A 23,321-nucleotide genomic window follows, 5' to 3' on the forward strand; every position below is an offset into this window, starting at 1 on the left:
CCTTTACTCCCGGTGTAAGGTTAAGACAGCCCCGAATAAAACTTCATCGAACGCCATTTGGCTTCGTTCACTTGCTGAGCTAATTGATAGGGCGCAAATACGTACCTTTCCATAAAACACGCTGACTATCAACCAATAACAGTAAGAGTGCCTGATCTAAACAACTAGAAATAGCCATTGCTATTACCCCCAAGTAACATTCGCTGGCAGGGCGCCCTCTATCCTTTGCCGGACATCATTGAGCACAGAATTTACTCAAATTCCAGGCTGTTGATCAGGTCATTACTGCAGAGCAAGTAGCTGTAATGCCGCGCTGACATGAGCAGAACTGAACAGTATTTCGGATCCCCAGGATAAAAGGTTGCCGTTTTCGTGTACGAGGTTCTCTTTGGGTGAGTCGGCCGGAGTATCTTTGACGATGGGTAACAGAAACCCTGCCCCAACCCTTCAGACTTTACCTGCATTGACTAACCAGCCTGACCCTGAATTATAGCGATGGAACAACGTTCTGCCCAACAAAGCATCTTAAACCTCTTCCGGCTTCATGGTCAAACAGCGCTGGTAACGGGAGGCAACCGCGGTCTGGGTCTGGCCATGGCCCAGGCGCTGGCCGAAGCCGGAGCCAACATTATGATTGCGGCCCGCGACGAAGCAACCAACCAGCAGGCAGCTGAAAAACTCAGATCGCTTTACGGAATTGAGTGCTTAAGCACGTCCTGTGACGTAACGAATGAAGAAAGCGTACGAGCCGCTGTGGCGCAAACGATTGACCAGTTTGGCAAGATCGACGTGCTGGTCAACTCAGCAGGTATCAACATTCGGGGGGCCATTGAGACCCTTTCACTGGACGATTTTAAAAAAGTGCAGGAGGTCAACGTAACCGGCACCTGGCTGTTCTGCCGCGAGGTGACGCCAATCATGAAACAGCACGGCTACGGGCGCATCATCAATATGGGGTCGATGCTGGCGCTAACGGCCCTTGCCGAACGAACGCCCTACGCCACCAGCAAAGGCGCTATTTTACAGCTGACCCGGGCCTTAGCCATGGAAGTAGCCAAAGAAGGCATCACGGTCAACGCCATCTTACCCGGCCCGTTTGCCACCGAGATAAACCTCCCGCTGTTGAACGACCCCGAGAAGTACCAGGCTTTCATCGCTAAAATTCCGCTGGGACGCTGGGGTGAGCTCCATGAGATTGGTGGCATCGCGCTGTTCCTGGCCAGCCCAGCCTCCAGCTACGTGACTGGAGCCTGCTTTTCGGTAGATGGTGGCTGGGTGGCGCAGTAGAAGAATGGCCTGTTCGCTGAAATACCAACGGCGACACATGCAGTTTGACCGTTAGTCGCTCTGCCTGACGTATTTACGCCAGTTGTGCTGCTCTTTAAAACCAAGCACCTCCCGAATTTTTCGGTTCGAAAATAAGGCTTCGTTTTCCTCCAGTTCCCGAACAATCGGTACACCCGGGAAATAGGTTTCGGCCAGTTCTTTGCTGCTGATAACGGCCCCGTTATGATCGTTCCCTGCGTTGAACACCTGAAAACCCAGGTTGTCTTTTTGCAAACATAAATCCACAATCTGCCCCAGATCACGCGCGTCAATGTAACAGAAAGCATTCCGGCGTCGCACCTCAGGGTTAGCCAGGTAGTACGGAAACAGTTCAGCATATTCGTGGGGCTCAATCACGTTCCCGATCCGAAGTGCGTAGATATCGACACCAGACCGTCGCTGGAAGCTCCGCGCCGTTTTTTCGTTGACCACCTTCGATAATCCGTAACTATCCATCGGATCGACGTCGTAATCCTCTTCTAGTGGCAAAACGCCTGGATTGGTTTTGCCGTCTGAAAAACATATGCCGTAGGTGGTCTCGGAGGAAGCAATAATTATTTTCCGGATACCGAGTTTTACAGCCGCTTCAATCACGTTATAGGTGCCAATGGTGTTGACCCGAAACGTTTCGTTATCCGGCTTGATCAGGATTCGGGGTACGGCAGCAAAATGAACGACGGCATCAAACCTGGGGACGCCGTTGCCCGGCTCTAGCTCGTCGAGCCCCGCATAGGAACTCATGGCGTTGAAAATTTGCCCGGAGTCGGTTATATCCGCGATTAGGTTGTCGACCCCCGGATGATTCAAAGGGACCAGGTCTACATTCATTACCCGGTGTCCCTGGTCAAGCAGGTAAGGAATTACGTGTTTTCCTGCTTTTCCCGATCCCCCCGTAAAAAAAATCCGCATGGCTGTCATGTTGTTCTTATATGAACGTCTGATCAATTAGGCTACATTGCCTGTAGCACTAACAAACTTCACGAACAAAAGTAACCTGCATTGGGGCTAAAATCAGCGAAGTTACTTCCATTTTCAGAGGAGTAGGCAGTCGGGGCAAACCACTTGCCGATACCTGCTCATTGTCTTATGGGTCAGCCTCAAACAGATACAGAGTTTGCAGGACGCTTATTGACAGTTTTGTGGCTATACGTGGTCAGCAATTGTTTACCCTCAAGTGTGGTCAGCAACATGCCGCGGCCTAAGTTCGGTCTCGCAGCTGTGCAGGTGATGATATCCGTTTAACAGGAAACAAACAAAGCTGCCATGACGCTCATGACAGCTTTGTTTGATGTACAGGCCCACTACGACTTGATAAAGGCCAGTATATCAGCGTTGATGGTAGGCGCTTCGGTCGTAGGCATGCCGTGCGGAAAGCCTGGGTAGGTGATCAGTTTGCCCTGCTTTAACAGCTTAGCCGCTTTCACGGCTGTCTGCTCATAGGGAACAATCTGATCATCTTCGCCGTGTAGCACCAGCACCGGTATGTCCACGCTTTTGAGGTCTTCCGTGAAGTCGGTTTCCGAAAACGCCCTGATGCCGTCGTGATGCGCTTTAACGCTGCCCATCATGCCCTGACGCCACCAGTTGTTTCGAATGCCCTGCGATACCGTAGCCCCCTCCCGGTTATAGCCGTAGAAAGGCAGGGTAAAATCATGAAAATACTGCGGGCGATGGTTGGCCGTACCTTCCCGGATTTCATCAAAAACTGACATCGGAATACCCTCGGGGTTAGTCTCGGTTTGTACCATAATTGGCGTTACCGCACTGACTAACACAGCCTTAGCCACCCGCCCCTGACCATGTTGAGCCACATACCGGATAACCTCGCCCCCGCCCGTCGAGTGACCGATGTGTATGGCATCCTTCAGATCGAGAAACTGAACCAGCTCGGCTACGTCGGCTGCGTACGTTTTCATGTTATGCCCCTCGGATGTTTGGGACGATCGGCCATGCCCCCGACGATCATGGGCAATGACCCGAAAGCCCTGGCTGACGAAAAACATCATCTGGATATCCCAGTCGTCGCTCGATAACGGCCAGCCGTGATGAAAAACGATAGGTTGACCGGTTCCCCAATCTTTGTAGAAAATCTCGGTTCCGTCACTCACAGTGATCTTGCTCATGTTTTTGAGGTTATAAGTTGATAATCAATAAAACCAGAAGTCGGCGTCTACAGCCCATTACGTCAGCAGTGTAGGTTAAGAGCGTAATAGCCTGTTAGCCAGACCAACTAAAACAACCCGAATTGCAGGAGCAAACCTACGGGCTGCCAGGCTGACGTAAGCGGTATAAACAGCGGAGAATACAGTACAAAGTGAGGAATCCGACACAGACTGGCTCTGCAAGTCAGTAAGAAGGAAATAAACTAACGCAAGGGGCCATAGGATGCCCGGATCAGGAACGGCCCGTCAGTCAGCGGTATGACGGGATTCTGGGGACTGTGACGGTGGTATGCAATCAACCCGTATCTTCGTCCAGAACGGGCGTTGTATGGCTCACGGGGCGGTTGGCCTGAAGCTGTCCCGCCGTTCCGAAGCCGCTTGTGGAAGCCGACACCCGTCCGGTCATTTCTGAGATGTCAACGCAGGTAAAAGAGGTTATGACGGATCCATCGTCGAAGTCAGTCCGGGTAGTGCGTGCGGCTGCCAGTGCAGCGCCCGGGAAGGCAATCACCCGGTATACGGTCAGTCAAATCATCCGCTATTTTGCGGCCGACCTCCCGGCCTCCAGCAATTATCCCAGACACGCGAAATCGTACTTACTGTATTGTCTGGAGCATGATTTTAGCATCGATGGAATGAGTTTTGCCCGTTATACGGCCGATCTGCCTCCCAACCGCGTTTCGCCCATTCGGAAGTTTCTGTTGTTTTACCAGTCGATGGGTCAGCCCACCGTCATGGCCGACCCCAAAACCGCTAAACTACCCGCAGCTGCCAACGAACTGATTCTTCGATTCATCCGGGAAGCCAAGAACCTGAGAGGTGATCGATCGAAAGAAACCTACACCAAAGCACTGAATGCCTTTTTTTTGTACGTCGACAATCAGCAGCAATCCGGCCTCTCGGCCTCGTTGAGCGGGCAAACCGTATCTGACTTTGTTCTGCACCTGAAAGACAATGGGTACTCGGCGTTTACGGTGAATGTATACCTGTCGGCTCTCAAACAACTGGCGGTCTGGTGTATTCGGCAACGGGAGCCGCTGCAACTAAACACCGACCAGCTCAACAGCCTGCGCGATATTCAGGATGTGCGGGGGCTGGCCGTTGAGCGGACGTTTTATAAAGACAGTCTGGAGGCCCATGAACGCGAGCAGTTGCTGGCCGGCGTAACCTCCCCCCGCGACAAAGCGATCCTGGCCCTGCTGGGTCTGGAAGGCCTGCGCACCGTAGAAGTAACCCGACTCCGGCTGAGTGATCTGGACTTCGACCGGCAGCAGTTACACATTCTGGGTAAAGGCCGAAACACGAAAAAGGCGATCAAGTTCTTCGCCGGCTGCCGGCTGATTATGCAGGAATACCTAACCGAAGCCGGCCGCTGGCCCATCCGGCCCGACCAGCGCGGAGAGTTCCTTTTTCAGGATTTAAAGACCCATCAGATCCGCTACATCGTTGATAAACAACTGAATCAGCATGGCCTGAAACGCACCGGAATGTCGGCCCACAGTTTGCGCCATACCGTGGGTCAGCTCCTCCTCGAAGAAGGGGTTAGTCTTGAGCACGTGCAACAGCACCTGCGTCACGAAACGCTCGAAACCACCCAGTTCTATACCAAGAAAAAAACGAGGAAAACGTACCTTCAGCAAATGCCCGACTGAGCCCAACCGGCAGAGCCAGTCAGCCATCCCTCGGCTGGCTTTGCCATACATCAGGTGCCGGATGGTTTACCGCAGTTCGTTGATGGCGCAGAAATCCATGTCGCCATAATCCAGGTTTTCGCCGGCCATACCCCAGATGAAGGTGTAATTGGATGTACCGGCGCCCGCATGGATCGACCAGTTTGGCGAGATTACAGCCTCTTCGTTATGCACCCAGATATGCCGGGTTTCCTGAGGCTCGCCCATCAAATGACAGACGGCCTGCCCCTCGGGCACTTCGAAATAAAAATACACTTCCATCCGCCGGTCATGAACGTGGGCGGGCATGGTGTTCCAGACACTCCCGGTTTTCAGTTCGGTCATTCCCATCTGTAGCTGGCAGGTCGGCAACACCTGATTGATCAGCATCTGATTGATGGTCCGTTCGTTGGCGGTATCAACACTTCCCAGATTGAGCTGGTTGGCATCGGCCCGGGCAATCTTTCGGCTGGGGTAGGTTTGGTGAGCGGGCGTCGAGTTGAGGTAAAGCCGGGCGGGTGCCTGATCATCCATCGACGAAAACTCAACGGCGCGGGTGCCTTTGCCCAGGTAAAGGGCCTCTTTATAACCGAGGTCGTATATCGTACCGTCGGCTATGATCCGGCCGGGCCCGCCTACGTTGATTACGCCCAGCTCACGGCGTTCCAGAAAATAAGCAGCTTTCAGCTGTTCGGGTGCTACCAGCGGGCAGGACCCATCGACGGGCAGTACTCCGCCCGTCAGGTATCGATCGAAGAACGAGAGTGTCCAGCGAAACTGGTTGGGAACGAACAGGTCCTGTATAAGAAATTGCCGACGGAGCTGCGCCGTGTTCATACCCTGTACCTCAGCTGGCGAGGAGGCATACCGGCTTTCGAATGCGGTCTGTGGGGCGATCTCTGGTGTGTGTGTATGCTGCATAGTTATTTCTTTCGTCACAAAGCCGCCGAAAGGCATAAGAAGTGGTTACCTGACGACCCAATGATACGCACCAGCTGGTACATCGTCGATTTTCCAGAAGTTACCGGCCGATACGGCTTTAATCCGTTTGCCATCCTGCCAGACCTCGCCCTTTGCCGATTTACGGGGCAAATAAACGACAGCCCGGCAATTTCCGGGCAAGGTAAGCCGCAAATCAAACTGATCCGACTCGTTCTGGAAACTGAGCGCCAACGGGCCCCGCAGGGTGGTAAGTTGAAGTTCAGCCTGTTTCAACGTATCGGGCTGGGGCTTGATCTGGATCTGTTCATGGGCCGGGCTCAGGGCTTCGACTCCCATTAGCTTACGAACGATGATGTTGGCGGGTGCGGCTCCCCAGGCATGGTTCCAGTCCTGGTTGGGTTTGTACCGCGTATCCCAGGCTTCGGTTGTCATCGTAGACCCGGTCCGGATCATGTTATACCAGCTCCGTTCGTCGGTGGCGGTCAGCAGCGCCAGCGCGTAGGCACTTTCGCCGGCGTTGTAGAGCGCGTCCATCAGAAACTGGGACCCATAAACGCTGCAGGCCATCCCGCGGGATCGGATATGATGCAGCACGGCCCGTTGATGCTTTTCAGGAACCAGCCCGAAGGCCAGCGCCATCATGTTAGCGTGCAGCGACGAGTGATCGGTTCCTTCTCCATCGCGGATCAGACCCGACTTGGGTTCTACAAACGTTTGCCGGAAAGCCCGCTTCACCTGTTCCATTCGGGCAAGTAAAAAAGCAGCATCGGCTTTTTTATTCAGTTCGCTGGCCAGCTTCGCCATATAACCCAAAGCCTGGTAATGGAAGGCATTTACGACCGCATTGTAATCCCGAAACACAAATCCGTCGGTTTCGCCGGCTTCTTTTTTTCCGAGCCCCAGCACGCCCTGCTGCGGCCAGTCGACAATATCCTGAATGGTAGAACGACCATCGAAGGTATCATAATGTATGGATTGCCGAAAGGCCTCGTTTTGCAGTCCGGTTCGGGTACTGATCAATCCATCAGCCCTGGCCAGCGGCAGCAGCAGCTTGGCTTTCAGGTCAGGGTACAACGCCTGTGCAGTTCTGATATCACCCGAGTTGAGGTAGTCGTACCAGGCAACCAGGATGTTCTGCAACGACCATTCTGTAGGCCATGTGGCATGAAAGACCAGGTAGTTCAGCGATCGCTTGGCCATCGTAAACTCCGCGTCGGTAGCGTAATGAGAGAGCTGGTTGATCAGCGCATCGGCCTCATAGGGAATCCGTTCCCGGTCACCATCAACGTAATAGCCCGTAAACGTAGTAGCCCGGATGGTATGCTTACATAAATCCCAGATCTGGTTGAGGGTCGAGTCCGAAGACGTAAATGTCGTTGCTGTTTCATCGAACGGGTACGTGATGGTGTGCCGCACCAGCTGATCGATGCGGACGGACGGATTCGGCAACTCGACCTCCACATAGCGAAAGGGCAGCACTTCGCCGATGTAGTCGGGCATGCGTATGGCTTTGGGTCCGGTATTGCGTTTGTCCGACAAAAACTGAACCGCGTACTCGTGCGTCCCTTTCTGCAATCGTAGCCAGATTCGGCGGTATCGAACAGTACCGCGGGGCCTGGAATCGACGTGACGGTCGGGCGTTAGGGCCTCGCCAATATGAAGCAGCACCGAATCCTGATCGGTGGCTGCCGTAGCCGTCAGTCTGACCTGACCGAAGGTAGCTTTTCCAAAATCGTACAACCGTCGCCGGTCGGTGGTAGCGGGCTGCGGACGGGGCTGGTCAACGGTCCGGGTGAGCGGGTAGTACGGTATTTCGTAGGGAGCCAGGCGAGATGCTGTTCGGAACGCCCGCGGAGCTGAATAGTTGCTTTCCTGATTACGCTCATTCCAGATTTTAACCCGCCAGTAATAGACCCGACTGGTATCGAGCGGGTTTCCTCCCAATACGACGCCCACACTCTGACGACTTATAACTTTGCCGGAATCCCAAACGTCGGCGGAACCGGCCTGCGTGGTCGAAACCTGCACCTGGTAGGCCGTTTGGCCACTCGACGATACTACCCAGCTAAACGCCGGACGTTCACTACGGATGAGCGCATACTGACCCGGAAAACGAATGGAATCGGCGGTCGTAAGCGTCAGGTTCGTCAGGAAACCCTGTTGCCAAACCCGGTCGGTATGCAACAGAAGGTCGGTGCGGAGCGCGGTAGGCGGAGTTTGGGCTAGCGCCGTCGTTTGACCGACTAGCACGAAGAGTCCCCACACGAAGAGTTTAGTCATTGAGTACAGCTGTCGGTAGTCGGTTCAGGGCCGACAGTCGGTTGATTTCGGAGAAAAGCCTGAATGCTCCCGTCGCTACTAACCGGTGCTGTTATAAAACCGGTTAAACGTATGGTTCGGTCATGCCACCGTCAGCAACCCGTTAATCACGGCCAACTCGTCGTTGGTAAAGGCTACATGGGCCAGCGCCTGAACCGAATCCGTAATTTGCTCGGGCCGGCTGGCGCCTATCAACACCGAGGTAACCCGCTCATCTTTCAATAACCAGGCAATGGCCATCTGGGCCAGGGTCTGACCGCGTTGTTGGGCCAGTTCATTCAGCTGGCCAATTAATTCGAGAATTTCGGGGGTTAGTTTATGCTCGGGTAACGAACCGTTTCGGGCCGCGCGTGAATGGGCAGGTACACCGCTCAGGTATTTGTCGGTCAGCAAACCCTGCGCCAGGGGCGAAAAGGGAATGCAGCCAACCCCTTCCTGCTCCAGGACGTCGAGCAGCCCCTCCTCGGCCCACCGATCCAGCATCGAGTACCGCGGCTGATGAATCAGACAGGGTGTACCGAGCTGGTTTAGGATGTCGATAGCCTTCTTTGTCTCGGCCGGTTTGTAGTTCGACAGGCCTATGTACAGGGCTTTGCCCTCCCGGACGATCTGATCAAGTGCCGACATGGTTTCTTCGAGGGGCGTATTGGGGTCGGGCCGGTGGTGGTAAAAAATATCAACATACTCCAGATGCATCCGTTTCAGGCTCTGGTTCAAACTGGCGATCAGGTATTTGCGCGACCCACCATCGCCGTAGGGACCATTCCACATGCCATAGCCGGCCTTGGTCGAAATGACCAGCTCATCACGGTAACCGGGTAAATCGTGGTAGAGGATATGCCCGAAATTCTCCTCAGCAGAACCCGGTGGCGGGCCGTAGTTATTGGCTAGATCGAAATGAGTGATGCCCAGATCAAACGCCCGCTGGACCATCTGACGGCTGTTTTCGAGGCTGTCGACATGGCCGAAGTTCTGCCAGAGCCCAAGCGAAATGGCCGGCAAAAGCAATCCGCTGTGCCCACACCGCCGATAGGTCATCGACTGATAACGGGTTGGAGCAGGTTGAAAACGCATAGAGAGGAATTAATAAGGGTTTGTCGACAGGCAATGTAGCAATAAAGGGCTAATCTCAGTTTCTCCTACTTACCTCCGCAACACTACCCTCGGCGGTTGTCTTCTCATCAACCCGTTCCGCCCAGTCTTACCCCTTGACTGTCAAAAGATGAGCCACTTCTTTCGGCGGTAGAGCCTCGGCAAATCGGTTTCAAAAACGGTGAACGGGTGCTGGTAAAAGCGGGTAAAATCAGTTGCACTCCCCTGACCCGGGTATGGCGCATAATAATGGGTTGGACTTCGGCTGTCGTTACGCCAGACCAGCACGTAAGCGAGCTGCATTTTCTCGGCGGTAAGCGTTTTCAGTAATGCAGAGGTCCACCAGGTGGTATCCGGAATCGACTCCAGCCCCGTTTCGGTAAAGGCTGCCAGTTTGCCAGCCTTGCGGGCGTAGTCGGACACGATTTTGAGCTTGGCCAGGCCAGCCGCCAGGTTATACCGTCCGTTTCGGCCAAAATCAGCGTAGTTATCCACCCCGACCATATCGACCCACTCATCGCCGGGATACCGATCCAGGTACTCCGCTTCGGTTTTGTACAGACAATCGGGCGAAAACACATAGACGAAGTTGTGCACCTGCAGGCTATCCCGCAGGTAGGAGACAGTGAAGCGCCAGAGCGAAGTGAACTCTTCTCTGGTACAATGCGGTTTGCCCCACCAGAACCAGCCCCCGTCCAATTCGTGGTAGGGCCTGAACAACATCGGCGCCAGTTTCCCGTCGGCCCCCGTAACCGAACCGGCCAGGCTCGCCACTGTCCGTAAAATGGACTTATATTCGGCATGATGCGACCCACCGGGAATCAGATGCCTGACCGCCGGTGCCGTGATCGAATCGTTCCAGTAGAAGCCGGTTTGGGGAGTTACGGGGTTAGAAAAATGCCAGGCAACCGTTGTTACCCCACCCCGGTTGTAGGTATCGATGATCTGACGGCGGAGCTGTTCCTTGTTCTTTTCGATCACCTGGGGTGGCCGGCCCGACAACCCGCTGAAATCGACCCCGATAACGGCCGGGTGTGAACCGACGACAGATTTTACGTCCGACCGATTTGGCTCCCCCACCCAGCCATGCCCATATTCGGTAGCGTGCTGATGACCGAACAGGATGTGCTTTTTAGCCAGTTTATGCAGATTCCGAACCAAGGCTTTGGTTTCGGGGGTCGCTTTTTTGTCGATGAGCTCGGGCCGGGGTCGGGCAAAGCTGCTCAACGACATGGTAAGCCCGATCAGCAGGCAAAGCAGCTGGGGCAGTGATTGTTTATACATAAAGAAAAGCAAATACGTCGATTGTACAGCGTACGGATGTTGCCACGCCTTCAGCCCGGCTACGGCAGCCGATGCCGTTTAGTCGTGTGGACAGTTGTTCTTGATCCAGCCTTTTCAGTTGAAAGTTGCATTGGCCGTGATGGGCGTCCAGATATCGGTGCGGAAGGGACTAACGGGAAACCCATCCGCACTGAAGAGGTTAGCCTCTTCCGGCGCGTCGGCCCAGCCGTAGCGTACCGAAACGGGCTTCGGAACCGCCGGATGCGATACAACAACGGTATTGCCCTGAATATGAGCCTGGGCATAATAGAATTTTTTGTCGTCGCCCGCAATTTCGAAGCCTTTCAAATACCCGTACTTATCCTTCACTAGTAGCCCCTTTTCGGCCTGTTTGAAGGTGACGGTAGCCTTGCCGTCGGCAAAGGTGACGGCATCGTAAAGGGGAGAACCCGCTGGCGCGGCCTGTCCGTAGTCATTCCTGAGCGCCAGCACCGCCAGTCGATGCCCAACATCCTGTTTGTTGGTCGGGTGGATATCATTCGGGTTGCCCACGTCGGTCGTTACCGCCATGCCGGTTTTTGGCAGGCTAAGGGTCATCGTTTGGGCTTCCCGGAGTTCAGCCCAGTTGCTGCCCTGGTTGCTGCTTTGATTGGCACCGTAACTCGACAACTGCACGAAGTAGAACGAGAAATTCTGGTTGAACTTCTGCCGCCAGTCCCGAATCAGCAACGGAAATGTTTGCCGATACTGGTACGCCCGGCCCGCGTTGGTTTCGCCCTGGTACCAAAGCACCCCCCTGGCCGCAAACGGTAGCAGTGGCGCAATCATGGCGTTGTAGATACTTACGCCCACGTTGTTCATAAACCGCTTGTATTCATACGGCTCGGCAAAGGCGGGCATGATCTGCCAGTCGCGCGCCAGACCAATTCGCTGACCCGCCCCATCGACGTACAAATCCGTGGCCAACCCCTTGAGTCCAGGGCCGTACCAGGCCGGATCGACCATGTTACCCAGTTTGACCAATATCCGGTTCGTACCCGCCCGCCAGGTGTTGGCAGGTAGGGTAATTTTCCGAACGCCCGTTACCACTCCCCGAGCTACGGGCTTGCCGTTGATAAACACCTCGACAGGACTGTCATTTTCGGCCAGAGCCAGGGTTGTTTCGGTGGCGGCCATATCGTCGGTGATGTCAACGGTGCGGGTCATGTAGCCCAGTCCTTTGAAACCGCGCATGTCTTTCCACTCCCACTGACCCAGCGCGTCGGTCTTCCGCCAGCGCGAAAAGTCGTAGTCGGGCGTCAGGTACTTTTGTTCATCGGCGCTGGTGGGTTTTTTGGCGGTGCCGAGCAGCTGGGTCCGCAGCTTGACGTCTACCAGGCTGTCGGCCTCCCGCCAGGATGTTGGCAGATGCTGGGCGTAGCTCCGCAGTTCATCACTGGTCAGCATACTCTCTTTACTGATCCAGCCCTCTACCTGAGAGCCGCCCCAGGATGAATGCAGCAGCCCGATCGGAACCTGCAAAGACTGGTTCAGCTCCCGGGCAAAGAAGAAGCCAATGGCCGTAAAGTCACCCACGGTCTCGGCCGAAGCGATTTTCCACGCCCCGGAGGTCAGGTCGGCCTGCGGGGTAAGGGCCAGTTCATGCTCGACCCGGAAGTGACGAATCTGGGGGAAGTTCGCCATTTTCTTCTCAGCCGCGTAGTTGTTGGCCTGCCGTACGGGCCATTCCATATTCGACTGTCCCGAGCAGATCCAGACCTCGCCAATAAGCACATCGGAGGCTGCAGCTTTGCCCGATTTGGCCGTAACGGACAGGGTATGTGGCCCACCGGCCTGAAGGGGAGAAAAAGTGACCCGCCATTTGCCATCAGGCCCTGCTTTTGCTTTCTGCGTTTGACCGGCCATAGTCACCGTAACCGCTTCGGCAGGCTTTGCCCACCCCCATACCGGGAGAGGCTGCCCCCGTTGCAAAACAACATGGTCGGAAAAAAGCCGCGCCAGACGAACCTGCGCCAGACCCGGAACGCTGCTCAGCAGCACAAAGAACACCAATCGATTCATCATCGTACATGTAGAGATAATGGCAGACCTATAAGCCTGAAAGTCGCTTCTGCCAGCCAGTTTACCGTTTTTTCTGCAGGGCTTCCAGCGCCGTTGCCAGGTAAACCAGGGGCGCGTTCCAGTTGATGGCAATTTCGTTGGACGCGTAGGAGCAGTCGGCATCCAGAAAAACCTCATCGGCTACGGTGGTGGTATAGCCGGGGCATTTGTCCTGACGGGCCGCGTTGGCGTTGGTGCCCCCCGACAAAAGGCCGGGTACCGGCGCGTCGATCCCATCGGCTACCGAGGGCCGGTGGTGCGGGTGCAGTGGCGTTTTGCTCCCGAAGCCCGTTACGAATGAATAGCCGACGGCGTTCCGGCCGAGCAGATAATCCATGTTGGCCAGCGCAGCATCGAGGTATTCAACCTGGCTGGTGAGCCGATATGCCTGAATGAGCGCTATTCCCTGATTGGCCGCTACGGCGCTGCTACCCCAGATATAGTCACTGGCCGACTTGCCCATGGGTGTCTGGAAGGCCTGCTTGTCCCGACCCTGCCGGAGCTGATCAGCCAGTCGCAGGATGTGGGCTTTTACGTTGGGCAAGTCCTGCTGACCCCGTGGCGTCAACTCTTTCGACAGGCGAGCTAGTGAATAATAGGCCAGCGTCCGGACCATGGGCCACGATGGAAGCGGTGTGTTTTCGTCGGGAAACAGGTTCACCGCGGTGTAATAGGTATCGTCTTTTGTGGTCAGGTACAGCTCGGCCGCGGCCCAGATCCATTCGTCAGCAGCCGAGCGATCGCCGTAGGTACCCGTAACGACGTCGGGCTCGAACGACTTGTTGAGGGCATCCTGATTATACAGGGCGTCGGGATTCTGTTTGGCCCACTGCCAGGCCTTGATAGCTGCCGAAGAACAGGAATCGGCCAGGCCGGGGAGCTCGCGGGAAAACGGCTTAAAGACCCGGGCGGCCTGCGCCATGACGGCCGCAAAATCGAGCGCGGCCGTTACGCTTTTCTGCACCACATAGCGGTCAGCGGTGGCTTTGTCGGGCATGACCATTCCGTCGAAGCGGGCATTGGTCAGTTTGTGGTAAACGCCACCGTCGGCCGGGTCCTGCATGGTCAGCATCCATCGCAGGTTCCAGAGTGACTCGTCGAGCAGGTCGGGAAGTTGGTTGGTGCGTTCTGGAATGGAAACGGCCATCGAACGGCAATAGTTTGGGAAATCTTCGTATACCGACAGCAGGGTCCCCATCGTGATACCCGAATTGACAATGTACTTGTTGTAATCACCGGCGTCGTACCAGCCCAGGGGCGACGAAATCGTCGTTCCGGCGGGGCGGGTTGCCGATGCCGCCGACGGATGGATCAGCACCCGGGTGTCGGGATGGCCGGCCGGGCGGTGCCAGATACCCGCGTAGGTTTCGGGCAGATCGATAGCAGTTCGCTGGTAGTAAAAGCCCTTGATCGCGCCCGCAGCCAGCTGCTGATGGACATTGGCCTGGATGGCAAACGGATAGGATTTGCCCAGTTCCGGAACCACGAGTACGTATGTACCGGGTGTGCGCAGGGCCGAGAAGTCGGCCGAACGAGCCGTTTTGCCGGATATCGCGTTAGTACGCGACTCGCTCAGCGATCCGGAATAAACGACCTTGCGGCCATCGGCGGTGGTCACCTGAAACGGGCCACCCGTTGCTGCCACGATAATGGCTACTTTAGGGGCATTGGGGTAAAAGCCGATTTGGTTCAGGCGAATGGCTTCGGATACGGTTTGTGCCGATACGGGCTCGATCCGAAATAAACTGCCTACAAATAGGCTTACGGCAACTAAAATCCTGAGCATAGGGGAGGTTAACAGCAATTTGTGGGCAAGGTTAATGGCTTACTGGAAAGCCACTAGTTTTGTCGGTTTTACTCATGGTGTAAAAACTGATTATCAGCCTACAACCCATTTCTTGTCATTCGGGTATACCCTGGTTTTACCCGGTACCCGACTATACGACCATAAGATTACCACTCTACCCGCTTATAGAACTTTACAAAGCAAAACTAGGATGATGTTCGCCCCTGGATCATATAGGAAACCCTATCAACCGCAAATTCAGGGAAAACCCTAAGTCCGGAGGGCTTGTTTGGGGAAGCGGCTTGAGACATTAAAGCCACTGGAATAGCCGGTTTTTCACCCCCCAGCCCCGCGATAGCTTGTTTGGGGAAGGAATTGATGTGAATTCCACTAGCCCGAAAGGCTACCGTTTCACCCCCCAGCCCCCTAAAGGGGGAGTTATTCCCGCCGAATGGGCTCCCCCTTTAGGGGGCTGGGGGTGAAAAGGCAGCCTTTCGAGCCGACTAACGTCCGCAAGTATCTTCCCCAAACAAGCTCTAAAGAGGGAGTTAACCCCGCCGAATGGGCTCCCCCTTTAGGGGGCTGGGGGGTGAAACGGTAGCCATTCGGGCCGACTAACATCCGCAAGTATCCTCCCCAATAAGCTCTGATTGGCCTGCCATAGCCTGACGGTGCAGGGTTCTATAAAAACCCCGTTTGTGTCGACAAAGCAAAGCGTTTACTGCCAGTTTATTCCTGTAATTCATACAGCAACCCTAAGCCGGCCGGGCAACTTAGGGTTGCTGTTAACGACGAGCTACCGCTGTATCGGGGTAAACTGTTCCGGCACATTCCAGCCTTCCAGTGAGACCAGGGGTGCGGTGGTCGTGGGAGTATACTCTACCGTTATAGTTTTCTTCTCTCCCGGTGGTACAGACAGGTAGTTGTCACTGTAAAATACCGGCAACATCCTCGTCTTCGTGGTCGCGTCAACCAGCGAGATTCGGTTGAAGAATGCCATCGGCCCGCCGGCAGGGTTTGCCAGCATCACCTCTACCCGGCCCGGGGCTAGCTGTCGGGCTGAAAGCTGAACAGACGCTTTTGCCAGTTGCTGCAAGCCCGAATGATTTCCTTTCGCATCCGGCAGCCAATAGATGTTTTCGCTGAGAGGCTGCCGGTTCAGGTCAAGGAGCCGGAGCCTTAGAAAAGCTCCTTTCTCCTTCGTCAGGGCCTTGATGGTGCGGCCAATGGGCACGTACGGCCGAACCAGCGTCGGCCCTATCTCCGAGAAGACCTGCGTCAGCGTGGAGTCCTTACCGGCCATGTCGTAGACCTGAATAACCATCATCATATCCCGGTGGTACCTGAACGTATTATTCGCTACCATCACCAGACTGTCGACGGGGTTGTACATGATGTGCAGGGGCTCGCTTCCGCTGTGCAGACCGTACAGTCCTGCGTTGGGATCGAGGTAGTAATCGTACATCTGCCCTCGTAGCGAGGTCCAGGGATTCTGCGTTTTCCAGATAATGGTGCCGGTATACCAGTCCCACATGTGCGCGCTGAATCCTTCCATCAACGCCCGGTACTGATCGTAGTTCACGAGCTGTGCCTTGCGGGCAAAGTCACGAACGTCGGCAGGTGCGCCGTAGGGGTCGATCGAGGCATCGTAGCCGATGTATTTATGGTAGTTCCAGACCGAGTCGACCTGGCTCTTCCCGGACGGACGATAGACAGGAGAGACCATATTCTCGGCCGGTATAAAGCGCGCCAGAGAGGTATAATCTCCGACGCCAACCGAACCAACTTCGGAGTTGAACGGCCAGGTTCGGTACGACCAGAACCGCTCGACAGGCTGAATTCCATAGGGTCCGTCGCCGTTGCCGCCCAGAAAATTATACGACATCTCGTCGGAGTTCGAATAGTCGATGAACCAGCGCGTTCCGTCGAGTTTGGGCAGGATCGAATCGCGCAGGGGCGTCATGATGTCCTGGGGCAGGGTGATCTCGTTGCCTCCGCACCACATAGCGAGGGATGCGTAATTCCGAATCATCTTGATCTGGTCGATAGCCGACGTCAGAAAAAGTCCATGATCGTCGGGGTATTTTCTTCGGGTCCACTGGTCATCTTTCTTGGCCGGATCGACCCATCGTCCATTGCAATCGCCCGACCCCCAGAAGTCCTGCATCACCAGCAGCCCATACCGGTCGCAGGCCTCGTAGAACTCCGGTCGCTCGGTGAGGGCCCCACCCCAGATCCGGATCAAATTCAGGTTCATGTCGCGGTGGAAGCGTATTTCGGCGTTGTACCGCTCGGGCGAAAACCTCAGCATCGCGTCGGAGATAATCCAGTTGGCCCCTTTGATAAATACCTTCTGCCCGTTTACGCTAATCTGCCGACTCCGGGTCGTATTATTCCAGGCGGTCTGGATTTCCCGAACGCCGACCTGCATCGTTTCCTCGTCCAGAACCCGCTGCGTTCCGGTAACGAACTGAACCGTAGCCGGGTAAAGATGCTGATTGCCATAGCCCGCCGGCCACCACAACCGGGGGTTAGCCAGAGTGAGGGTCGGCAGCTGAACCGTTGTTGTCGTACCAGGAGCCAGACTTACCTTTTTTGACACCGTCTGGCCATTGATCGTAAACCGTAATGTCCCCTCCTGCCGGACGGTTGTCGGGTTTTCCAGCTCGGCCGACGTACCGACCAGAGCGGGTTGCTGCGGGCCGTCGGGCTGGCGTATGCCGGGTACGCTGGTCACCACATGCGGATTTTTCAGGTTGACGCCCCCGGTCTTTTCGATAGTGACTTTGTCCCATATGCCCGTATTCCGATCCCGAACCGGCTGAATCCAGTCCCAGCCAGCCACGTACTGATGGGCCACATTCCGGGCTATCGTTCCATCGCCCCCCTGGCCGCCGTTCGGGTTGCCTACCGGGTTGGGCGGGTGTACGATTACGGCCAGCCGGTTTTTGCCGCTTTTCTGGAGGTAGGGTGTAATATTAAACGTTTTGCGAAGAAACATCCCCGTATGGGGCCGGTTGGTGAGTTTCTGCCCATTCAGGTACACATCGCAGCTGTAGTTGATGCCCCGAAAGTTCAGCCAGACCTGCTCGCCCGGTTTCGCGGTCTCCTGAAAATCGGTGGCAAACCAGTACGTGTAATGATCGCGGCCAACGTGATACACATCCGGTATTTTTTCGTTGTTCATCCCATAGAATGGATCCGGAATCTGCTTGTTGGCCAGCAGGGTCGTCAACACAGTTCCGGGAACAACGGCGGGCATCCAGCCCGCCAGCGGGTAGGCCGGTGACGAGAGAACGGTTCCGTCCTCTTTCGTTTTGGCCATGGGGCTACACTGCCAGCCGGTTTTCAGCTCGTACCGGGTCTGAGCCTGGCCCCAACAGGGAACCGCCAGCAGCAACGCCAGCAGTGAGTGTTTAATGGATTTCATCGATCTATAGTCAGGTTGTAAACAGCAATTTCAGGATCCTGATTGGCAAATAATGGATACGGGTAGCCCTCGACCAGCCGACCAGACAGACTCGTGATGAATCAGAACAGGCGACTGGCTACTACCCGGCAGAACGACGTTGACCGGGTTTATCAGCCCAGCTTAAATACCCATACGGGTTGGTTGGCAAGTTGCTGGCGTACTTTTTCCGGGATAGTTACTTGTGCTTCCTGTCCGTTTTTTTTCCAGGTTAGCGGTTGTTTAACCCCCAGCAGCGTCAGTGACTTTGCGGGGGCCAGCGGTAGGGCCAGGCTGGCCGGCAGCTGCTTTTCGGATTCTTCGGGCAGATACGACAGGTAGGTAGTAGCCCCCCGCTGGGTGAACGCCCATTTGCCCTGCCGGTACGGAGCGAGTGGTTTGGTATTGTAAATCGACTCCCCGTTTACCGTCAGCCACGTCCCGATCTCCGCCAGGCGACTATAGGCTTCCTCGTGCCACTCGCCATCTGGTCCCGGGGCAATGTTAAGCAGGAGGTTTCCGTTTTTGGCCACTACATCGACCAGGGTCTGCACCAGCTTCCGGGTTGGTTTGAAGTTTTCTTTAGGAATGTACGACCAGCTATCGCCCATGGTCATGCACGTCTCCCACGGAATAGGCATGTACTGATCCGGGATTTGCTGTTCGGGGGTTACGTAATTCTCGAACTCACCCGACACCGTTCGGTCCACGACGAGCAGACCGGGCTGTTTCTTCCGGGCATCGGCGGCAATGCGGGCCATGTCGATATCCTGGTTGTAGGGAATGGTCCGCTGCCAGCTGATGGTCGAGTCGATGGTATTGAACGGACGCACCCAGCCTCCGTCCAGCCAGAGTATATCCACCTTCCCGTAATCCGTCATCAGCTCCTGAATCTGGTTGTAGGTGAATTCTTTGAACTGGCTCCATTCCTTGGGGTATTTTTTGGGGTCGTAGTTCACGTTGCGGTCTTTGGGCGGGAAATACGGCCACCAGTAATGCTCGTTATGCCAGTCCGGCTTTGAAAAATAGGTGCCCACCATGAAGTCCTGCTGCCGGAAGGCCTGCAAAATCTCCTTCGTAACGTTACTCCGCGGGTTAGTGGCGAAAGGCGACTGGGTACTGGTAATTTTATAGTCGGTCTGCTTCGTATCGAACATACAGAACCCGTCGTGATGCTTCGTGGTAAAGATCATATACTTCATACCCGCCTTCCGCGCTGCATCGGCCCAGCGGTCGGGGTTAAACCGGACGGGGTTGAAGGTCGTCTGCAGCGCTTCGTATCCTTTCTTATAATCAAACCAGTTCTGGGCCGTGGGGCCTTTTCGTTCACACCAGCCTTCGTCTTCGGGGCAGAGCGACCAGGATTCTACAATGCCCCGCTGGCTGTACGTACCCCAGTGCATCAGCAAACCGAACTTAGCCGTTTGCCAGGTATCGAGCTTTTCCCGGACCTGCTCATCCGTTGGCCAGACGTATTTATCATGCTTTTGCTCGGAGTGCTGCTGAGCCAGGCCAGGGATCGATACAGCCAGGGCGAGCCATAAGGCGAGGTGAGTACGCTTCATAGATTGGTTTGATAAAGATGAAAAAAAGCACCGCGGAGCTGACTGTTTGCCACAACCAGCCGATCCAGGACCGCACAGCCGGTTCGTTACCGCTTGTCGGACGAGAACGAATAGGGAAAAGCTGCGGGCTGGGTGCCGCGTTGTTTGTTGGGTTGAGCCACCATCGTGAAGTTGATCGTTCCGCCCCGCAACAGATCGCCGTGACTAAACCAGTTTTTTTCGTAAACCGTACCGTTGCGGGTTACTGCGCCAACGTACCGATTCTGGCTGCTGTTGGCGGGGGCATTCAGCACCAGCATTTTTCCATTTTCCAGGCGGAGCGTTGCTTTTCTGAACAGGGGCGTACCCAGCACGTATTGATCGGTTCCGGGACAAACGGGATAGAACCCGAGGGCCGAAAACACGTACCAGACCGATGTCTGCCCGTTGTCTTCATCTCCGCAGTAGCCATCGGGCGTGGGTTTGTACAGCCGGTTCATGACGTCGCGCACCCAGTACTGGGTTTTCCAGGGTTCGCCGGCATAGTTGTACAAATACGTCATGTGCTGGATCGGCTGGTTGCCGTGGGCGTAGTTACCCATGTTCATGATCTGCATTTCCCGAATCTCATGAATGACCGAACCGTAGTACGAATCATCGAAAATCGGCGGTACGACAAACACGGAATCGAGCATACCGACGAATGATTTACGCCCACCCATCAGGCCAATGAGCCCCTCAACGTCGTGAAAAACTGACCAGGTATAATGCCAGCTGTTGCCCTCGGTGAAGGCGTCGCCCCACTTGAAGGGGTTGAAAGGCGTCTGAAACTGACCATCCTTGTTTTTACCCCGCATCAGTTTGTGACTCGGGTCAAACAGGTTTCGGTAGTTCTGGCTGCGTTTCGCAAACCGGTCGATCTCCGACTGCGGCCGTTTGAGGGCTTTGGCCAGCTGGTATATGGTGAAATCGTCGTAGGCGTATTCGAGGGTGCGGGCTGCGTTTTCGTTGATCCTGACATCGTAAGGCACATAGCCCAGTTTGTTATAGTACTCCACACCGGCCCGGCCCAGGGTCGAGATCGGACCGGCGTTTTCCGAGTTTTTCAGGACGGCTTCGTACAACGTGTTGATGTCGTAACCCCGTGCCCCCTTCAGATACGCATCGGCCACGATCGACGCCGAATTGGACCCGATCATGACCGGCCGATGGCCCGGGCTGGCCCATTCCGGCAACCACCCGCTTTCTTTGTAGGTGTTCACCAGCCCTTCCTGAATATGGGCGTTTAGGCCGGGATACATCAGGTTAAGAAAAGGAAACAGCGCCCGAAACGTATCCCAGAAACCGGTATCGGTGAACATATACCCCGGCAGAGTCTGCCCGTTAAAGGGACTGTAGTGTACGACCTTTTTGTTGGCATCCAGTTCGTAAAACTTGCGCGGAAACTGGAGGGAGCGGTACAGACAGGAGTAAAACGTCTGGAGCTGATCGACCGATCCACCCTCAACGGCCATGCGTGTCAGCTCGGTGTTCCAGGCTTGTTTGGCTTTGTTTTTTACCGTTTCAAAGTCATCGGTGCCGATCTCGCCCAGATTCCGTTCGGCCTGTTCGGGACTGATGAAGGAGGAAGCCACCCGCGCCTGAACCTGTTCGCCCCTGCGGGTTCTGAAGCCAACAACAGCCCCCGTATGATCGGCCGTCAGCTCAATGGCCCCGCTGTTGGTTTCCTTCCCATTCCAGACCGCCGTACTCGTAAACGGACGGTCGAACTGGATCACAAAATAGTTTTTGAAATTCTGCGGCACGCCCCCGCTGTTCCGGGTGGTATATCCGATGATTTTACGCTCGGCCGGGATAATTTTGACCGACGACCCTTTGTCGAACGCGTCGAGGATCACGTACGCACTGTCGGTTTGGGGGAAGGTAAACCGAAAGCGGGCGGCCCGTTCGGTCGGGGCAATTTCGGTCGTTACATCGTGGTCGGCCAGGTAAACGGCGTAATAGTAGGGTTTGGCGACTTCGGCCTTGTGCGAAAACCAGCTGGCCCGCTGGTCTTCGCCGGGTCGTAGCTTTCCGGTTACGGGCATGATGGAAAACTGACCGTAATCATTCATCCAGGGAGATGGCTGGTGGGTTTGCTTGAATCCCCTGATCTTATCGGCCGCGTAGGTGTAGGCCCAGCCGTCGCCCATTTTGCCGGTCTGCGGCATCCAGGTATTCATGCCCCAGGGCAGTGTAATGGCCGGGTAGGTATTGCCATTCGACAGACTGGGTTTGGAATCGGTGCCCATGAGCGGGTTCACCCACTCGACCGGATCACTAACCGAACCCGTGTTCTGTGCGAAACCCGGCAGTTCGGCACAGCACACCCCCGAAAAGAAAAGAAGGTAATTGAGTAACGACTGTTTTTTCAACATTAGGGTATTTGTTCGTATTCGAGCAGATTTTGCAGCACGTAGGCCTGGGTGCCGTAGAGCTTGGCCATCTCTCCCAGCTCCGAAAGTTCAATTTTCAGGTTGTCGCGGTAGTTCAACAGGCAGTACTTGTCCAGCGCCTGCTCCAGCGGCCGCCGGATTGATTTTGCCACCCGGGCCAGTACGCCGTTGACGATGATGAGTTCGGGATTGAAGAGGTGCACCGCCGTGGCCAGTCCCCGTCCGAGTTCACTGCCTACCTCGCTCAGCAGATCGATGCAAAACCCGTCGCCGACGTTGGCTTTGGCAATAATCATCTCGATCGTGATAGCCTCGGGGCCTTCTTCATTCAGGAGTGACATTCGGCCTTTCCGCAAGCCTGCCTTTGCCCGTCTGATCAGCGACGAGGCCGATGCCAGCGTTTCGAGACAGCCTACTTTTCCGCAGAAGCACAGCTCGCCATCGGTCTTCATCTGGATGTGGCCCAGCTCACCGGCAAAGCCAGCCGTTCCCTGCAGCACCTCTCCGTTGATGATGACACCCAGACCGATACCCCAGTCGATGTTGATCGACAGGACATGCTTTTTTCCCTGTGCCAGGCCAAAGTGATACTCACCCAGAATCGTTGCTTTAGTATCGTTGATGTAATACACCGGTGCTTCGAACAAGAGCGCAAAGAGCGTACTCAGCGAATGACCTGGCTGGCTCAACTCCGGATAAGTATGGTTCAGGCTCAGAACCGGGTTTACCAGACCGGGCATGGTAGCGCCGATGCCGATCACCTCGCGGCCCTCTACCCGCAGATACTGGGCCAGCTGGTTGAGCGGATCGTGCAGCTTTTCGACAAACTGGTGGGTTTCGCCCAGTTGCAAATCCAGGTCTACCCGATGAATCACTTCATTATTCAGGTTGAAAATCAGCAGCTTGGTATCGTGCACATTGCTGTCGACTACCAGCGTGACATACCGGTTGGGATTCAATGCAAACAGCGAGGGTTTACGGCCAAACTGGGCGGTCCCGATGCCGATGCCATGCACCCAATCCGTCGCGCTCAATTCCTCAATAAGGGCTGTCGTGGACGGCACACTGCTATGCACCGTACTGGCTAACTGAGCAATGGTTCGCGATTGAGCCCGGTAAAGTTCGGCGATGATATTCCGTTTTAATTTGTTTTTCTTCGTGTCAATGACGGAGATGATGGCATTATCCTGCATGGTAATCGATGTACTTCAGC

General features: G+C 55.3%; 14 protein-coding genes. 2 read left to right on the top strand and 12 right to left on the bottom strand.

Going from position 1 to position 23,321, the window contains the following annotated elements:
* Positions 1 to 495: 495 nt before the first annotated feature.
* Entirely contained in the window at positions 496 to 1,287 is a 792-nt protein-coding gene (locus tag EQG79_RS26075; protein WP_129605588.1) for an SDR family NAD(P)-dependent oxidoreductase, read from the top strand.
* A 51-nt stretch (positions 1,288 to 1,338) separates the two neighbouring features.
* On the opposite strand, the gene EQG79_RS26080 is transcribed toward EQG79_RS26075, so the two are convergent.
* Together EQG79_RS26080 and EQG79_RS26085 are read right to left on the bottom strand one after the other, a co-directional pair.
* Positions 1,339 to 2,244: an NAD-dependent epimerase/dehydratase family protein gene (locus EQG79_RS26080; protein WP_077922971.1), complete on the bottom strand. Its 906-nt coding sequence runs from the start codon at positions 2,242 to 2,244 to the stop codon at positions 1,339 to 1,341.
* 383 nt (positions 2,245 to 2,627) lie between these two features.
* Positions 2,628 to 3,449, bottom strand: coding sequence for an alpha/beta fold hydrolase (locus tag EQG79_RS26085; RefSeq protein WP_129605591.1), 822 nt, complete (start codon positions 3,447 to 3,449; stop codon positions 2,628 to 2,630).
* A 476-nt stretch (positions 3,450 to 3,925) separates the two neighbouring features.
* Here EQG79_RS26085 and EQG79_RS26090 point away from each other — a divergent pair, with 476 nt between their 5' ends.
* Positions 3,926 to 5,140: a tyrosine-type recombinase/integrase gene (locus tag EQG79_RS26090; RefSeq protein WP_129605662.1), complete on the top strand. Its 1,215-nt coding sequence runs from the start codon at positions 3,926 to 3,928 to the stop codon at positions 5,138 to 5,140.
* A 66-nt stretch (positions 5,141 to 5,206) separates the two neighbouring features.
* Here EQG79_RS26090 and kduI read toward each other — a convergent pair whose 3' ends face one another.
* The 10 genes from kduI to EQG79_RS26140 all read right to left on the bottom strand — a co-directional run bounded on the left by kduI (position 5,207) and on the right by EQG79_RS26140 (position 23,301).
* Positions 5,207 to 6,079, bottom strand: coding sequence for a 5-dehydro-4-deoxy-D-glucuronate isomerase (gene kduI / locus EQG79_RS26095; RefSeq protein WP_129605594.1), 873 nt, complete (start codon positions 6,077 to 6,079; stop codon positions 5,207 to 5,209).
* 45 nt (positions 6,080 to 6,124) lie between these two features.
* Positions 6,125 to 8,380, bottom strand: a complete 2,256-nt coding sequence (locus tag EQG79_RS26100; RefSeq protein WP_129605597.1) for an alpha-L-rhamnosidase-related protein — start codon at positions 8,378 to 8,380, stop codon at positions 6,125 to 6,127.
* Positions 8,381 to 8,500: 120 nt separating this feature from the next.
* Positions 8,501 to 9,493 carry an L-glyceraldehyde 3-phosphate reductase gene (gene mgrA, locus EQG79_RS26105; protein WP_077922974.1) on the bottom strand — a complete coding sequence of 331 codons (993 nt, stop codon included), beginning with the start codon at positions 9,491 to 9,493 and terminating at the stop codon, positions 8,501 to 8,503.
* Positions 9,494 to 9,634: 141 nt separating this feature from the next.
* Positions 9,635 to 10,744 carry a glycoside hydrolase family 26 protein gene (locus EQG79_RS26110; protein ID WP_129605664.1) on the bottom strand — a complete coding sequence of 370 codons (1,110 nt, stop codon included), beginning with the start codon at positions 10,742 to 10,744 and terminating at the stop codon, positions 9,635 to 9,637.
* A gap of 165 nt (positions 10,745 to 10,909) precedes the next feature.
* Entirely contained in the window at positions 10,910 to 12,859 is a 1,950-nt protein-coding gene (locus EQG79_RS26115) for a sialate O-acetylesterase (protein WP_317126273.1), read from the bottom strand.
* Between the two features lie 58 nt (positions 12,860 to 12,917).
* On the bottom strand, positions 12,918 to 14,681 hold the full coding sequence (locus tag EQG79_RS26120) for a glycoside hydrolase family 9 protein (protein WP_129605600.1): 1,764 nt from the start codon (positions 14,679 to 14,681) through the stop codon (positions 12,918 to 12,920).
* A 796-nt stretch (positions 14,682 to 15,477) separates the two neighbouring features.
* Positions 15,478 to 18,111: a glycoside hydrolase family 2 protein gene (locus tag EQG79_RS26125; protein WP_129605603.1), complete on the bottom strand. Its 2,634-nt coding sequence runs from the start codon at positions 18,109 to 18,111 to the stop codon at positions 15,478 to 15,480.
* A 152-nt stretch (positions 18,112 to 18,263) separates the two neighbouring features.
* Positions 18,264 to 19,694, bottom strand: a complete 1,431-nt coding sequence (locus tag EQG79_RS26130) for an alpha-L-fucosidase (RefSeq protein ID WP_129605606.1) — start codon at positions 19,692 to 19,694, stop codon at positions 18,264 to 18,266.
* 86 nt (positions 19,695 to 19,780) lie between these two features.
* Positions 19,781 to 22,090 (bottom strand): GH92 family glycosyl hydrolase, encoded by a 2,310-nt coding sequence (locus EQG79_RS26135; RefSeq protein WP_165358955.1) that lies wholly within the window; start codon positions 22,088 to 22,090, stop codon positions 19,781 to 19,783.
* Complete coding sequence (locus EQG79_RS26140) at positions 22,090 to 23,301, bottom strand: ROK family protein (RefSeq protein WP_077922979.1); 1,212 nt, start codon at positions 23,299 to 23,301, stop codon at positions 22,090 to 22,092. Before EQG79_RS26140 ends, EQG79_RS26135 begins: the two co-directional genes overlap by 1 nt.
* Positions 23,302 to 23,321 lie beyond the last annotated feature (20 nt).

The sequence above is a fragment of the Spirosoma sordidisoli genome (assembly GCF_004138325.1).
GTDB lineage: Bacteria > Bacteroidota > Bacteroidia > Cytophagales > Spirosomataceae > Spirosoma > Spirosoma sordidisoli.

Coding starts and splice junctions, on each gene's coding strand:
- EQG79_RS26130 (WP_129605606.1), bottom strand. CDS start 19,694: ATGAAGCGTACTCACCTCGCCTTATGGCTCGCCCTGGCTGTATCGATC.
- EQG79_RS26110 (WP_129605664.1), bottom strand. CDS start 10,744: ATGTCGTTGAGCAGCTTTGCCCGACCCCGGCCCGAGCTCATCGACAAA.
- EQG79_RS26090 (WP_129605662.1), top strand. CDS start 3,926: ATGACGGATCCATCGTCGAAGTCAGTCCGGGTAGTGCGTGCGGCTGCC.
- EQG79_RS26120 (WP_129605600.1), bottom strand. CDS start 14,681: ATGCTCAGGATTTTAGTTGCCGTAAGCCTATTTGTAGGCAGTTTATTT.
- EQG79_RS26115 (WP_317126273.1), bottom strand. CDS start 12,859: ATGATGAATCGATTGGTGTTCTTTGTGCTGCTGAGCAGCGTTCCGGGT.
- EQG79_RS26075 (WP_129605588.1), top strand. CDS start 496: ATGGAACAACGTTCTGCCCAACAAAGCATCTTAAACCTCTTCCGGCTT.
- mgrA (WP_077922974.1), bottom strand. CDS start 9,493: ATGCGTTTTCAACCTGCTCCAACCCGTTATCAGTCGATGACCTATCGG.
- EQG79_RS26080 (WP_077922971.1), bottom strand. CDS start 2,244: ATGACAGCCATGCGGATTTTTTTTACGGGGGGATCGGGAAAAGCAGGA.
- kduI (WP_129605594.1), bottom strand. CDS start 6,079: ATGCAGCATACACACACACCAGAGATCGCCCCACAGACCGCATTCGAA.
- EQG79_RS26085 (WP_129605591.1), bottom strand. CDS start 3,449: ATGAGCAAGATCACTGTGAGTGACGGAACCGAGATTTTCTACAAAGAT.
- EQG79_RS26135 (WP_165358955.1), bottom strand. CDS start 22,090: ATGTTGAAAAAACAGTCGTTACTCAATTACCTTCTTTTCTTTTCGGGG.
- EQG79_RS26100 (WP_129605597.1), bottom strand. CDS start 8,380: ATGACTAAACTCTTCGTGTGGGGACTCTTCGTGCTAGTCGGTCAAACG.
- EQG79_RS26125 (WP_129605603.1), bottom strand. CDS start 18,111: ATGAAATCCATTAAACACTCACTGCTGGCGTTGCTGCTGGCGGTTCCC.
- EQG79_RS26140 (WP_077922979.1), bottom strand. CDS start 23,301: ATGCAGGATAATGCCATCATCTCCGTCATTGACACGAAGAAAAACAAA.